Annotated in this window: 11 protein-coding genes; 8 read left to right on the top strand and 3 right to left on the bottom strand. The window is 60.7% G+C overall.

Going from position 1 to position 14183, the window contains the following annotated elements; translation table 11 throughout:
- Positions 1 to 527: 527 nt before the first annotated feature.
- Positions 528 to 1949, bottom strand: a complete 1422-nt coding sequence (gene dnaA / locus K4G53_RS05185; protein WP_221384426.1) for a chromosomal replication initiator protein DnaA — start codon at positions 1947 to 1949, stop codon at positions 528 to 530.
- Between the two features lie 469 nt (positions 1950 to 2418).
- Here dnaA and rpmH point away from each other — a divergent pair, with 469 nt between their 5' ends.
- The 8 genes from rpmH (at position 2419) to K4G53_RS05145 (ending at position 8172) form a co-directional block, all read left to right on the top strand.
- Positions 2419 to 2556 carry a 50S ribosomal protein L34 gene (gene rpmH, locus K4G53_RS05180; RefSeq protein ID WP_003800212.1) on the top strand — a complete coding sequence of 46 codons (138 nt, stop codon included), beginning with the start codon at positions 2419 to 2421 and terminating at the stop codon, positions 2554 to 2556.
- 40 nt (positions 2557 to 2596) lie between these two features.
- Positions 2597 to 3007 (top strand): ribonuclease P protein component, encoded by a 411-nt coding sequence (gene rnpA / locus K4G53_RS05175; RefSeq protein WP_221384425.1) that lies wholly within the window; start codon positions 2597 to 2599, stop codon positions 3005 to 3007.
- A complete protein-coding gene (yidD, locus tag K4G53_RS05170; RefSeq protein ID WP_221384424.1) occupies positions 3000 to 3392 on the top strand; it encodes a membrane protein insertion efficiency factor YidD in 393 nt (130 codons plus the stop codon). The genes rnpA and yidD overlap by 8 nt, the downstream gene beginning before the upstream one ends.
- A gap of 15 nt (positions 3393 to 3407) precedes the next feature.
- Positions 3408 to 4376 carry a membrane protein insertase YidC gene (yidC, locus tag K4G53_RS05165; protein ID WP_221384423.1) on the top strand — a complete coding sequence of 323 codons (969 nt, stop codon included), beginning with the start codon at positions 3408 to 3410 and terminating at the stop codon, positions 4374 to 4376.
- Positions 4376 to 4942 carry a R3H domain-containing nucleic acid-binding protein gene (locus K4G53_RS05160; RefSeq protein ID WP_221384422.1) on the top strand — a complete coding sequence of 189 codons (567 nt, stop codon included), beginning with the start codon at positions 4376 to 4378 and terminating at the stop codon, positions 4940 to 4942. Before yidC ends, K4G53_RS05160 begins: the two co-directional genes overlap by 1 nt.
- A 12-nt stretch (positions 4943 to 4954) precedes the next feature.
- Positions 4955 to 5605 carry a 16S rRNA (guanine(527)-N(7))-methyltransferase RsmG gene (gene rsmG / locus K4G53_RS05155; protein ID WP_221384421.1) on the top strand — a complete coding sequence of 217 codons (651 nt, stop codon included), beginning with the start codon at positions 4955 to 4957 and terminating at the stop codon, positions 5603 to 5605.
- 89 nt (positions 5606 to 5694) lie between these two features.
- Complete coding sequence (locus K4G53_RS05150) at positions 5695 to 6762, top strand: ParA family protein (RefSeq protein ID WP_308287823.1); 1068 nt, start codon at positions 5695 to 5697, stop codon at positions 6760 to 6762.
- A 66-nt stretch (positions 6763 to 6828) separates the two neighbouring features.
- Positions 6829 to 8172 carry a ParB/RepB/Spo0J family partition protein gene (locus K4G53_RS05145; RefSeq protein WP_221384419.1) on the top strand — a complete coding sequence of 448 codons (1344 nt, stop codon included), beginning with the start codon at positions 6829 to 6831 and terminating at the stop codon, positions 8170 to 8172.
- A gap of 4622 nt (positions 8173 to 12794) precedes the next feature.
- Here K4G53_RS05145 and trxA read toward each other — a convergent pair.
- Both trxA and trxB read right to left on the bottom strand, forming a co-directional pair.
- Positions 12795 to 13121 (bottom strand): thioredoxin, encoded by a 327-nt coding sequence (trxA, locus tag K4G53_RS05140; protein WP_015939073.1) that lies wholly within the window; start codon positions 13119 to 13121, stop codon positions 12795 to 12797.
- Between the two features lie 35 nt (positions 13122 to 13156).
- Positions 13157 to 14113 (bottom strand): thioredoxin-disulfide reductase, encoded by a 957-nt coding sequence (gene trxB, locus K4G53_RS05135; protein WP_221384418.1) that lies wholly within the window; start codon positions 14111 to 14113, stop codon positions 13157 to 13159.
- Between the last annotated feature and the right edge of the window lie 70 nt (positions 14114 to 14183).

The raw sequence follows: 14183 nt of genomic DNA, 5'->3' as shown, positions 1-14183 counted from the left end.
CCTTTCATTGCTGTTGCCATGTAAACCCGCCGAACTTCGCGGGGAAACTCCGGAAAATCTTGCCGGCGCCCCGGTTGGTGCATGGTCCGCACAGGCGGAAACCACACGAAAACCCAAGGATGGGAGCGCTGCTGACAGCTTAGCCGGAAGATCCGGGATTAACCCATCCCCCAAACACCGGCCCGACCCTTCAGGGGGCCGGCAGGCCCACACGGGAGGCGTGCGGATCGATCTTGTTGTTTGAGGGATTTCGATTTTTTGGGATTCGTAGTGTTAATAACTGCTGTGGAAACTGTGGATAACTCGGTCCTGCCGCATGGATCCGGGGTTAAGCCCTGTTCACGGAGTGTGCGTTTCCTGGGTTTTAAACAGGGTGTGGATGGGGACAACGCGAAAGCCGGTTTTTAACGATCCACAGACGGCTTAAGGGTTTTAAGCCCATTAACCGCGCTTGTCCCCTTAAGTATCCACAGGCTTATCCACATGTCCCTGTTAATAAGGTATAGAGTGCGCGGTCCGATGTGGATTCAGGAGTCGCGCTGTTGCTGCTTGATCCGGTTGGTCAGCTCAGTCACCTGGTTGTAGATCACACGGCGCTCAGCCATGAGTTCACGGATCTTCCGGTCAGCGTGGATGACGGTGGTGTGGTCGCGGCCGCCGAGTTCCTGTCCGATCTTCGGCAGTGACATGTCCGTCAGTTCACGGCAGAGGTACATCGCGATCTGCCGGGCCGTGACCAAGGTCCTGGTCCGCGACTTGCTGCAGAGCTCCTCCATGCTGAGTTTGAAGTAGTCCGCCGTCTGCTGGAGGATCTGGCTGGACGTGATCTCCTCCGCTCCGTCGTCGGTGATCAGGTCCTTCAGGACCATCTCCGCCAGGGCAACATCAACCGGCTGCCGGTTCAGGCTGGCGAACGCGGTGACACGGATCAGGGCACCTTCAAGTTCACGAATATTGCTGGAGATCTTCGAAGCGATGTACTCAAGCGCGTCATCGGGCGCCGAAAGCCCTTCGCTGAGGGCTTTCTTGCGCAGGATGGCGATACGCGTTTCGAGTTCCGGCGGCTGGATGTCGGTCAGCAGGCCCCACTCGAAGCGGGACTTCATGCGGTCCTCGAACCCTGCCAGCAGCTTGGGGGGCTGGTCCGAGGTGATGACCACCTGCTTGTTGTTGTTGTGCAGGGAGTTGAAGGTGTGGAAGAACTCTTCCAGGGTCCGGTCCTTGCCGGCGAGGAACTGGATGTCATCGATAAGCAGTACGTCCACGTTCCGGTACGTGGTCTTGAAGCTGGCACCTTCATCGTCACGGATGGAGTTGATGAAGTCGTTGGTGAACTCTTCGGAGTTGACGTAGCGGACACGGATGCCGCTGTACAGCCTGCGCGCGTAGTGCCCGATTGCATGCAGCAGGTGCGTCTTGCCCAGCCCTGAGTCGCCGTAAATGAACAACGGGTTGTAGGCCTTGGCAGGTGCTTCGGCCACTGCCACGGCAGCGGCGTGGGCAAACCGGTTCGAGGAACCAATGACGAAGGTATCGAAGACGTACTTGGGATTCAGCCGGCCGAATTCATGCGAGGTGCTGGGCAGCATGGGCTGCGGCTTCTGCTCGATCAGTTGGTCCGGCGCAAAGGAAGGCTCGACGACGGGCTCCGGCTCTTCGTGAATCGGAACAAGGTCGGTGTCGACATCGATGGCGCAACGGATGTCCTCGGAGAAGACGTTGTGCAGGGCATCGTCAAGGGCGTCCTTGACCTGCGTCTGGAGTACTTCCCGGGTGAGCTCGTTGGGGACGGCCACCAGGAGGGTGGAACCGATCAGGCCCTGGGCCTGGGCAAGGATGACAAAGCCGCGCTGCCGCGGTGAAACGCGGTGGTCCTGCTCCAGCAGGCTGACAACGCGGCGCCAGGAACTTCCGACAGTATTGGCGTGGTTGGCTTCGTCTACTGTCATCAATCGGTTCCCTCAAAACTTGCTGTGCCTGCATTGCCTGCAGCCCCAAGTCCGGAACCAGGGTGCTGGCCCAGCTTAATCCACAGGCTTATGCACAGCCCGTGGATAATCGGCTACTGGGACACTCTAGGGGATGAAAAGCCTAGAAGATAGCTGGCTATCCGGCTGTGGATAATTACACGGTTGTGGTTTCCCAGGCGGGCCTGTGAGCCACTTCATCCACAGGCTGTGGGGACAACTTAGGAACAGTTGGGGACAGCGCCTGAGGGTGGTTCGGGTTTGACTCGGCACCGTCAATTGCCCTAACGTTGTGAAGTCCTTTGTGTCCGCTTTTTGGCCCCATCTGAACCTTCCAGTCGCAGCGCGCCTGGGCAGTCGGGGGAAGCGTGCATATACAAAACTTAGCGTCGGCCAGTTCTTCCCCATACTGATCGGGTGGGCGCACCTTTGATCCACTGGAGTAACTAACGTGAGCAAGCGGACTTTTCAGCCGAATAACCGCCGTCGAGCCAAGAAGCACGGCTTCCGCCTTCGTATGCGTACCCGTGCCGGCCGCGCCATCCTGGCAGCCCGCCGTGGCAAGGGCCGCACCGAGCTTTCGGCCTAAATAACTGACTTGTCGGTAGACATCCCTTTGCGAGTTTAAGGTGCTGGCCGCCCGCAACCGCCTGAGGACTGCAACCGATTTTTCAACAACCGTACGTTCCGGTGTCCGCAATGGACGCCGGAACGTAGTGTTATATGCGGCAGCCATTGCTGCCGACGAACCCAGCCGGATCGGGTTTATTGTTTCCAAGAGCGTAGGGAACGCTGTCACCAGGAACCTCGTTAAGAGGAGACTGAGGGAAGCGGCTGCTGCCTCACTGCGTGGCCATGCAACTGGGCTTGCGATTGTGGTGAGGGCACTGCCCGCGTCAGCGTCCGCCAGCTGGGATCAGCTGTCGGCCGACTACAACGCAGCACTGGAAACTACACAGAACCGGCTGGCCGGCCGTTCTTTACGGGCTGCCGCCACTGGTTCGACCGGTACAACACAGGAGGGGACACAGCGTGCCTAACGCCACCGCCGTCGTCGCCCGTTTCCGCACTGTGCCCGCAGCCGTCGGCAGGTTCCTCTGGAACCTGCCCCGGAACATCCTCATTCTTCTGCTGATGGCCTACCGCAAGGTGGTTTCGCCCTTGTACGGCCCGGTCTGCAGGTTCTTCCCCTCTTGCTCGGCCTATGCCCTTGAAGCGGTTACCGTTCACGGCGCCGTCAAGGGAAGCTGGCTCGCGCTGCGGCGCCTTGGCCACTGCCACCCATGGAACGCCGGCGGTGTGGACCACGTCCCCGCCGGCCGCCGGGAATGGCCGGCCGGCCAGACCCCCACAATTGTTGTGCTGAACAACCCGGACAAGTACCTGGTTGATCGGACTGATGAAGAAGGCCGCAGTGCGGCCTGACGAATAGGGATAAGTATGGACTTCTTTGGAACAATCATGGCCCCGTTCAAGTGGCTGGTTTCCATCATCATGATTGGATTCCACGATGGCCTGAGCGCCATCGGCATGCCCGCCGCGAACGGCTGGACCTGGACGCTGTCCATCATTGGACTGGTGCTGGTCATCCGCGCCGCGTTGATCCCGGTATTCGTCAAGCAGATCAAGGCACAGCGCGGCATGCAGCTCCTGCAGCCGGACCTGAAGAAGCTGCAGGACAAGTACAAGGGCAAGACCGACCAGCTGTCGCGCCAGGCCATGGCCCAGGAGCAGATGGCCATGTACAAGAAGCACGGGACCAACCCGTTCTCGGCCTGCCTTCCCATGCTGATCCAGATGCCGTTCTTCTTCGCCCTGTTCCAGGTCCTCTCCGGCATTACGGCTGCACGCCAAACCGGTAGCGGCATCGGTGCGATGAGCCACGAACAAGTGGTGCAGTTCGACGAATCCAGCATTTTCGGCGCGCCCTTGTCTGCATCCCTGCTGCATGGCGGCGGCGGCAATCAGATGGCTGTCTGGATCCTGTCCATCGTGATGATCCTGGCCATGACGGCCTCGCAGTTCATCACCCAGAAGCAGATCATGGCCAAGAACATGTCTGAAGAAGCCATGGCCAGCCCGTTCATGCGCCAGCAGAAGATGATGCTGTACATCCTGCCGATCGTCTTCGGCGTCGGCGGCATCAACTTCCCCATCGGTGTCCTGATCTACTGGACCACCACCAACCTGTGGACCATGGGCCAGCAGTTCTTCGTGATCCGCCGCATGCCGACGCCCGGTTCCCCCGCAGCCAAGGCCCTCGCCGAGCGCCGCGCGGCCAAGGGCCTGCCTGCCCTTTCCATCCTGTCTGGCAAGAAGGACGAGGCACCGGAAGCGGCAGGCGCCACAGCCATCCAGACCAAGGGCCAGCGCGTCCAGCCCCAGCGCAAGAACAGGAAGAAGAAGTAATGTCAGCCGAGAGCACTGAGCACGCCTTTTCCGAAGAGATCGAAGACCAGGACGAGTCCGTGGATTCCGCCTCCTCCGCCGGCGCCAAGGTTTCCGCCGTAAGCCGCCTCGAGGAAGAGGGGGACATTGCTGCCGACTACCTGGAGGAACTGCTGGACATCGCCGACATCGACGGCGACATCGACATCGAGGTCCGCAACGGGCGCACCTACATCTCCATCGTCGCCGACGAGGAAGCTGAGGGACTCGAAGGCCTGGTGGGCGAGGATGGCGAGGTACTGGAAGCCCTCCAGGAACTCACCCGCCTTGCTGTACTTTCCGCTACCGAAAACCGTTCACGGCTTGTCCTGGACATCAACGGCTACCGCAAGGAACGTTCCGGCCACCTTCAGAAGATCGCCGAGGACGCCGCCGCATCCGTCAGGGAAACAGGCAAGTCGGTGGCCCTTGAGCCGATGAGCGCCTACGAACGGAAGATCGTGCACGACGCCGTGGCCGACCTCGGCCTGGTCAGCGAGTCCGAGGGCGAAGGCGCCGGACGCCACATTGTTGTATCCGCCAACTAGAGATTGCTGATCATGGTTGACATCACGGCAGCAGAACTTCGCGCTGCTGAGAAGATCTTCGGCGACCGCCTGGAACTTGCCAAGCGGTACGTCGAGCATCTGGCCACCTCGGGAACCGAACGCGGCCTGATCGGGCCCCGGGAAATTCCGCGGCTGTGGAGCCGACACGTGCTGAACTGTGCGGTGATCCAGAGCGAGATCGCCCACGGAAGCCATGTGGCCGACGTCGGAAGCGGCGCCGGGCTGCCTGGGCTGTGCCTTGCCATCGCACGGCCTGACCTCGAGCTGACGCTTATCGAACCCCTGGAACGCAGGGTGATCTGGCTTCAGGAAGTGGTTGATGACCTGGGCCTGGACAACGTCACTGTGATGCGCACCCGGGCTGAGCTCGCCGTCGGACATGTGGAGGCGGACGTGGTGACCGCGCGTGCCGTGTCTGCGTTGACCAACCTGGCCGGAATGACCATTCCGCTCCTTGCCGGCCACGGTGAAGTAGTGGCCATCAAGGGCCGCAGCGCTGCAGAGGAAATCGATAAGGCAGCGAAGGTCATCCGTAAGCTGGGCGGAGTAGAGACGTCCGTCATCACTGTCGGTGAAGAGCTTCTGGAGGAGCCCACCACAGTGGTTCGCATCGTTGTAAACAAGTCCCAAAAGAAGTCCTAATGCGGTCCCGCTGACGCCGGTCAGCGGGCCGAAGCAGTTAGGCTAGACAACGGCAGCAAAATTGGCTGAACGAGAGTGAGTGTGCCCCAGTGACCAGTAGTGAAGCCTCCGCACAACGGATCCCGCCGTTTGTGTCATTGGGGTCGGCACGTTCTGTCGCTGGCTTGGGCATGGTTCCAGCGCGCTCCGGAATTCACCCGAAATCAGTTGCTTCTCCTTCTTCGGCCGTTGCTGTTTCACGTGAAACAACCTCTGGTGGGCGCTCTAACGTCATTGATGCCATCGATGACTCCAGCCCAATTGCGCGGGAACTCGCCCATGAAACGAGGCGCCGGGAGCGCCTCATGGGACGAAAGCTCCCCCGGCCAGAGAAGACCCGCATCTTCACTGTCTCCAACCAGAAGGGCGGCGTGGGTAAAACCACCACCACGGTCAATATCGCCGCAGCCCTTGCCACGGCCGGACTCAACGTCCTGGTTATCGACATTGACCCGCAGGGAAACGCTTCCACTGCCCTGGGAATCGAACACCACGCAGACGTGGACAGCATCTACGACGTGCTGATCAACGACGTCGCGCTGGCTGATGTTGTTGCCCCCTGCCCGGACATCGGTAACCTCATTTGCGCGCCTGCCACAATCCACCTCGCGGGCGCCGAGATCGAGCTTGTTTCGCTGGTGGCACGTGAGCAGCGGCTCCGACGGGCCATCGATGTCTACGCAAAGACGCGTGAGAAAAATGGTGAAGAGCGTCTCGACTACATCTTCATCGACTGCCCGCCCAGCCTCGGTCTCCTGACCGTCAATGCCTTCTGCGCCGCCAGTGAGGTACTGATCCCCATCCAGTGCGAGTACTATGCGCTGGAAGGACTGAGCCAGCTCCTCAAGAACATCGAGATGATCCAGAAGCATCTCAATGCGGACCTCGTTGTCTCCACGATTCTCCTGACGATGTATGACGGCCGGACAAACCTTGCCGCGCAGGTTGCCGCGGAGGTCCGTCAGCACTTCCCCGAGCAGGTACTTTCGGCAGTCGTTCCGCGTTCGGTGCGTATTTCCGAGGCGCCCAGCTACCAGCAGACCGTCATGACCTACGACCCGTCGTCCAGCGGTGCTCTTTCCTACCTGGAAGCCGCTGCTGAAATAGCGGAACGCTAAAATCTTCAAAACTGCAACGCCCGGAGCCCGGCTTGGGCCTGGCTCTACCACTGGAGGGATTTACCCATGAGCGAGAAGCGACGGGGCCTAGGCCGCGGTCTTGGCGCGCTGATTCCAAGTTCCGCCGCAACCACTGGTGCAGGCAATGGCGGAGCGGTATCGCGGCCGGTGGATCTCTTCTTCCCAGAGGGCCGCAGGAAGTCCGAGCCCGCGGAACAGCCGCCGGCAGCTGATGCGTTCAAGGACGACGAGAAGCAGAGCCCGTCTCCTGACCAGCGTCCGTCCGCTGCAAAACAGTCCACACCTTCGAAGTCCAAGCCGGCGGCATCCAAGCGCGCCGTCTCGAAACCCGCTGCTACTGCGGCAGGTGCAAAAGCTGCCGCGGAGAAGCCACAGGAGCCTGCGTCTGCCGCTGGTGACGCCGTTGCCCCTGAAACAGCCGCAAAGGAATCCGCTGCTGCCTCCACGGATGGACCGTCTCCGGTCCCAGCGGCGGAGCAGGCCGCGACGGCCCTGGCAGCGGCAGCACCGGCTCCTGGCGATCCCCTTGAATCTGCCGGGCAGACGGACGGGGGTGTCGAACTGGTGGAAGTTCCCGGGGCACGCTTCGCTGAAATTTCCGTCAGCGACATCCACCCGAACCGGAAGCAGCCCCGAAACGTCTTCGACGAAGACGACATGGCTGAACTGGTGCATTCCGTACGGGAAATCGGCGTCCTCCAGCCGATCGTAGTTCGTACATCAACCGAAGACGGTAGTGAGCCGTACGAGCTGGTCATGGGTGAGCGCCGTTGGCGTGCTGTCCAGGCCGCCGGGCTGGACACGATCCCCGCCATCATCAGGGACACCACCGACGATGACCTCCTGCGCGACGCACTCCTTGAAAACCTCCACCGCAGCCAGCTGAACCCCTTGGAAGAGGCAGCGGCATACCAGCAGCTCCTTGAGGACTTCGGTACCACGCACGAACAGCTGGCAGATAGGATTGGACGCTCCCGGCCGCAGGTTTCAAACACGCTCCGGCTACTCAAGCTTCCGCCCCTGGTGCAGCGCCGCGTCGCCGCAGGCGTGCTCTCTGCAGGCCATGCGCGCGCTTTGCTGTCGCTTCCTGATGCGGCCGCCATGGAGCGGCTGGCACAGAAGATTGTTGCTGAGGGCATGTCCGTTCGTGCCACCGAGGAAGCAGTTACTCTCTACCAGGATCCAGCGAAGCCGGCCAAGAACAACATCCCTAGGCCAGGTGCCCGCCATGAGCGTCTCGATTACCTGGCTTCTTCCTTGTCTGACCGGTTGGATACGAACGTCAAGATCTCGCTTGGTGTCCGAAAGGGCAAGGTGAGCATCGAGTTCGCAAGTGTTGAAGACCTGAACCGGATTATGGACGTGCTGGCACCCGGATCCACTAACTGACTGACTTCGACCAAAAGAGGGCTGATTCATCACGGATCAGCCCTCTTTTACGTTGTGGTCATGACTAATGTGGCAGACGAGCCAGTGAGAGTCTTGCCGCATCCGCAAAGAGCTCCGGAGTCCACCGTTCCAGGCGCTGCAGTGCCGCGCCGAGGGACGGGCGTACGCGCCTGGCTGCTGGAAAGGCTAATATATATCCGAGTTTGCAATTCGCTTCAAACCTGAACTGGATTATGCCCGTGCTGGCCTCCGGAATCAACCAACTGGCCGGCTTCGACCAAGAGTAGAGGGCTGGTTCATCACGAACCGGCCTTCTCCTGCGTATTTGTGCGAGTGCGTACTGCGGCACTGGAGCCGGTGAGTCTCTTCGCGCACCCGCATGCAGCTCAAAAACTCCACGGTTGTTGGTGTTATCTGCCGCGCCGAGGGGCGGGCGTACGGGCCTGACCGCCGGAAGACCACTGTATTCGGGTCTGCAATTCACTTGAGCATGGCCGCCGGTTGCCCTGCTCTTGGGCACGTTGCCGCACTTAGTTCTGCCACTTCTTCTATAGCCTGCATTGGATCACTGTGCCCGGTCGTCTGTCTTGGTCCTTCGGATGCTCCGGAAATTGCCCGGGCACGTGAGAATGGGCTTTGTTGGAGGTAGAAAATACTGAAATGGGGCGCTGCTCGCTTTTCGATTAGGCCCTCGCTTGGTGCGGCAAGCCCCTTTTGTGCTTCGCCTCTATGAAGGTCGTGGCTATCAGCCGGTGTAGCGGAGGCGCCGAACCACTTCGGGGGCGCGTACGTTACAACATGCACCTTTGGATGGGGACACCCAAGCCGTGTTTAACGTGAAACGAATGGTGACTAGAAGCGATGTGGATGCGTTCCCGACGCTAGAGGCCGTTGCGTTTCACGTGAAACGCAAGTTCACTGCTGGCATTTCCGGGAAATCGGCTCTGTGCCCAGAGGCCGGTTCCGCGAGAATTGATCGGCAACCGGCTCCCCTCGTTCGTGAGGTTTTGGTGGAGTGTTCCAACATGGGGGTTTTAGCTGATCCGGGATTGCGGATAGTCGGGTGTAGTTCAGCTGGCATTGTCGCCAGCCGCGTACGCCTGGATCACTGCGAGTGGCAGCTGCTCGTGGGCTCCGGAACCCGAGTGCGCAGGAGCAAACAACGCTTGAGGCGCTGCACTGTGGATCCGCTCCTACTATTCCTGGGTCCTGGGTTCCGGAGTACGGGAAGCAGACACCAAGTGGACATCCGCCCTCGTAACCCTGCTGCGGTGATAACTTGGCGGCCGTACGCAGCAGCATAAGCCTGGAGTTGTGGCTGCTCACGTTGAAGCCGCCGACGAGTATCGCCGCGCATGTTTCACGTGAAACACGGGCGCCCAGTCCGATAAGCTGCGCGATGATTCTGTGCATCATCGATGGACGCAGGCACGCCATCTCGGTCATCGCATGACAGGGTCATTCTGGATCGCCCATGGACGCGAACGTAGTGCCGGCTGGCTGCAAGCAGTCTGCCCACGTGCCTGCCAGGGCGGGCGAGCATTTTTGGCGTGCGGCTTTACACCTGCACCATTCAACAGCAATAGTCCCTTCCCCCGGGCGTGCTCCCCCACGCACTTTCCGCGGGTGGCCCTTCGACCGGAGCGGTTGGCATGTGGTGTCAGCTGCTGTGCCTGCTTCGTTCAGGCTAACGCCGAGGGAGTATGACAGTCTCGCCGGTGCTCCCACCTATTGGATAGCGTGGCGGCAATTCGGCCGAGCGGAACCGCTACCTAGGGTCCGCGACGGAGGTCACAAATCTCGAGACCACGGACCCCTGGCGTGTTGCAACTGTCGATCCGTGTATTCGTGGTGCCTGGCCTCCGCGGCCGTTGCCGCGGCCTTCCTGCAGATTGAAGGGCAGGTTCCGGTGTGTGAGGGGTGATGAAGGTGGCGGAAGGCTGATCCCCCAGCCCACGTGAGAAGGGAAACGCATCGTAGAACTGCTGGCCCTCCTCGCTGGCTCGTTGGACAGCACTGCTGGTCGCGTGGCCGCCGACGCCTGCCGAAGTTCGCCAGCGCTCTAACCAGGGATGAACAGCCCACCGCGACGAGAGGCTGAAGCAGTCCTCAGGCCAGTTGCGTGAAGACTGAGGGTACTATCGCCTGCAGTCGAGCTGCTTGTCGTCTTAGGTGTACACAGTGCCAGGCAAGGTCGTGCTTCGCTCAGACCTCGGGCGGTTTGTTTGTCCCCGTGGTTTCTGAAGGCGGGTGTCCGGGACCATGACGGTGGCCGGACACCAGGGGATCTCCCATCCACACAGAAGAATTCGCCGGTGGATAACGCTGTGGATAAAGGTGTGAATAGGACTGTGGTCGACGCAGCAAGCGGTCTAACTAGACTTGCTACCAACCGGTCCGCCGATCCCCCGCAGTACTATCAGAAGTCCGTAGGGAATCCTCTATCGTGTTTCACGTGAAACAGTCGGAGGGACGATCCGCGCCTCGAGCCTCCTCGAACTAGCGCCAGAGGTTGAATTCGCCGCCGCCCTCCGCGCCGACAGCATCCCCAGCATTGGACTAGCCGGGGTACAAGAGCTGCCGCCCGGCGCGCGCCACCCGCCTCCAGGCACGTGTACCGTTGGAGGTCGCTTTGAATCCGCTTCTCGCGGCCCCCTGCGCCTGTGGATAACTTTGGGGATAATACGCTGGCAGAGCTGTGGATATCTTGTGGGTAAGTTCACACCCGATCTCCCGAGTTCCACACCCTATGATGGACGCGCCAGAGACCCATACTCCTCCACGCGTGCAGTCGCATGTGCCCCTGGTGATGATCCCCTCCGTGTTAGGCCCTACCCGCTAGCTCGCGAAGGATGAGCGAGTCGAATGCTCTGCGTCCACGCCCGGGCCCCAGACGACCTGCACCGGCCTATTGTGCCCCTATTGCCGCGGGCAGGCCCATGGGCTGGCTCAGAGTAGGACGGGTCGGTCCGCTTGATCAAACCAATCCGACCGCTGTTGCCCGTCTTCGACCCACAGGTGCAGAGCTGCCGTACGCCCTCTGGTGCAGCCCAGCCAACATGGCCCGTTCACCGCTGCTGCAATGACGCTCCATGCCCGCCCAGTCATAGTGCCCTTCAGCATTTCCTTCCGATGGTCCGATCACCTCCTCTGGCGGTATCGCGGGCATTCGTCCTCTGCAAGGAGGCGAACGGTTGTCATGGCTGTGGTACGTGCTGGCCACGAGGTGGACCAGTGTTACGTCTGCCGACGTGTCCCATCGGCCGGCGCGCGCAGCAGAGCAGCGGCCGGAAGCAAATTGCACGTCCCTTCAAGGGCGGATACGTTTCACGTGAAACGCTGATGAGCGGCTTGAGGAGTAGCCCTTCTGGGCTGGGTATCCCCGCGCCTGGTGCTGGGGGGAATGTGTTTCTGCTGCGGGTGCATTGCGCATCTTCGGGTTGCTTCCGGTCTGAGCACGCTAGGCATCGTCTACTGGCATCATGGTCCAGTCGGACAAGGGGCGACTATCTCCAGGCGCTGCTGCTCGGTAGGCGCACTGTTGAATAGATCGAGGGCCCGGTTGTGTGGCCCATGTCTTCCCTGGGCCGGTTACCTGTGACGCCGGTCGGACCACCCACTCGGGCAGAGCCTGCACTCACCCTTCCTGGGTGAGCGCGTAAACGGTCAGCCCTGCGGTTCAAACCCCGTGGAGGAGCTTGCGAGATGGAAGAACTTTGCCGCAGACGAAAGCCACAGCGCAAGGAGCGCCCTCACGCCCCGCTACCCTGCGGATATAGCACGCAACAACCGTAAGAGGCGCGCTGCGCTGGCTGTATCCGAAAGAACCCTATCCGGGTTCCTACGCACCGCTGGGCCCTGAGCTTCCCGTCAAAGGGATCTATGTAAGGGCAGCTTCCACAGGGTGAATGGGAGCTTGAAGGCGCTGTAACCTCGGGCGGCAGGGTGGGCGCGACCGGGTCTTGCGAACAGTTGGTCATTGATGCCAGGGCAGCGCATCAGATGGAAGTCGGGGGCGCAAGGCTGAAAAAGTCCGACATGAGGGAGCTTCTGCGGTGATGACCACCGTCTTCGCACCGTACCGCGCATACGTTTCACGTGAAATGGTGGGCAGTCTGGAGCGTGCTTTGCTGCCAGCGGTGGACATCCGATCACGCGCGGCGGACACTCCGGGGTGCAACTGACTTCATGGAAGTGAGTGCGACGCTGCGTTGGTCGCGGTTACGCTATTGCGGAGAAAATGGGCATCCGTCCGCAGGGCCGAGGCGTCGGTGGGGCCATGGGCTGCGCCGGCTGTTGATTCTTGAATGCCGGTCAGTAGCTGTGTCTATCAGAAGGCGGCGGAAACGAGCGGCGGTTATGCGAGTCAACGTCGCGAGCGGTTCACTCGCAACTCCGCTGGTGACTAGCCTCCGGACTGGGGATGGAATGGTCAACGGGAATGGCGCCCATCCCCATCTACGCCTTTGTCCCTGTCGTTTCACGTGAAACATCGAAACGCTTCCGCATGTGTTCCACGGCTCCAGATGACGCCATGTGGTCAAAAAAAGACGTGGCCACCGCCTGTCGAGCGGTGACCACGTCGAAAACAGGATCAGATCCTGGGCGACTCCGGGATACTCCTAGGAGAGGACGTCAGCAAATTCCTTTTCGAAGAACTGCTTCGGCTTAGCACCGATTACCGTGTTCTTCACTTCGCCACCCTGGAAGAGGTAGACGGCGGGAATGGAGGTGATGCCGTACTCCGCGGCGATAGCAGGGTTGTCATCGACATTGACCTTGACGACGTCGACCTTCTCACCATACTCAACGGAGATCTCATCGAGGATGGGGCCAAGCTTGCGGCACGGACCGCACCATTCAGCCCAGAAATCGACGATGACGGGCTTTTCGGACGACAGCACATCGGTTCCGAAACTTGCATCAGTTACGTCTTTTGCGTTGCTCATGACCTTCTCTTTCTTTTCGATATCAGTAACGCGGACTATGCGTGCAGGTCGGCGAGGTAGTGCTCCACGTCAATGGCCGCCACACAACCTGAGCCGGACGCAGTGATGGCTTGGCGGTAGGTGGGGTCGACAACATCACCAGCTGCAAAGACACCCGGGACGCTGGTCCTGGAGCTGCGGCCCTCCACTGCGATGGTTCCCTCGGGCGTCAGCTCCAAAACATCCTTGACGAGGTCCGTGCGGGGATCGTTGCCGATGGCCACGAACACACCGGTCACGGACAACTCGGTTATGTTTCCATCCACAAGATTCTTGAGTCGCAAACCGGTGACCTTGTCCCCACCCAGGACATCGTCAACAGTGCTGTTCCACACGAAATTGATCTTTTCGTGAGCCAGAGCCCGGTCGGCCATGATCTTGGAGGCCTTCAGCGTGTCCCGGCGGTGTACAACCGTCACGGACTTGGCGAACTTGGTGAGGAACAATGCCTCCTCCATCGCCGAGTCTCCCCCGCCGATGACGGCGATGTCCTGATCCTTGAAAAAGAAACCGTCGCAGGTTGCACACCAGCTGACGCCGTGGCCGGAAAGGCGCTTTTCATTGGGCAAGCCCAGTTCGCGGTACGCCGAGCCGGTGGAGAGAATGATTGCCTTGGCCTGGAAGGTTTCGCCAGTGCCGATCGTGACGGACTTGACCGGTCCTTCGAGTTCGAGTGCGGTGACGTCCTCGAACTGGATGTCCGTGCCGAAGCGGGCCGCCTGCTTTTCGAAGTTTTCCATCAGGTCCGGGCCCATGATCCCCTCCGGGAATCCGGGGTAGTTCTCCACGTCGGTGGTGTTCATCAACTCACCGCCGGCGGTGACCGATCCTGCGAACAGCAGTGGTTTGAGGTTGGCGCGGGCGGTGTAGACGGCCGCCGTGTAGCCTGCCGGGCCCGAGCCCACGATGATGACATCACGTACGTCGGACGCCGTGCTTTCTGCGATGGTCACTGGACGGTGAACCTCTTCCTTGTTCGACTCGCCTCCAGGTGGAGGCCGGCCACATGGCACAACTGCGGCT

The sequence above is a fragment of the Arthrobacter sp. MAHUQ-56 genome (assembly GCF_019710585.1).
In the GTDB taxonomy this organism is placed as follows: domain Bacteria; phylum Actinomycetota; class Actinomycetes; order Actinomycetales; family Micrococcaceae; genus Arthrobacter.
This window is presented reverse-complemented; position numbering and strand designations above follow the sequence as displayed.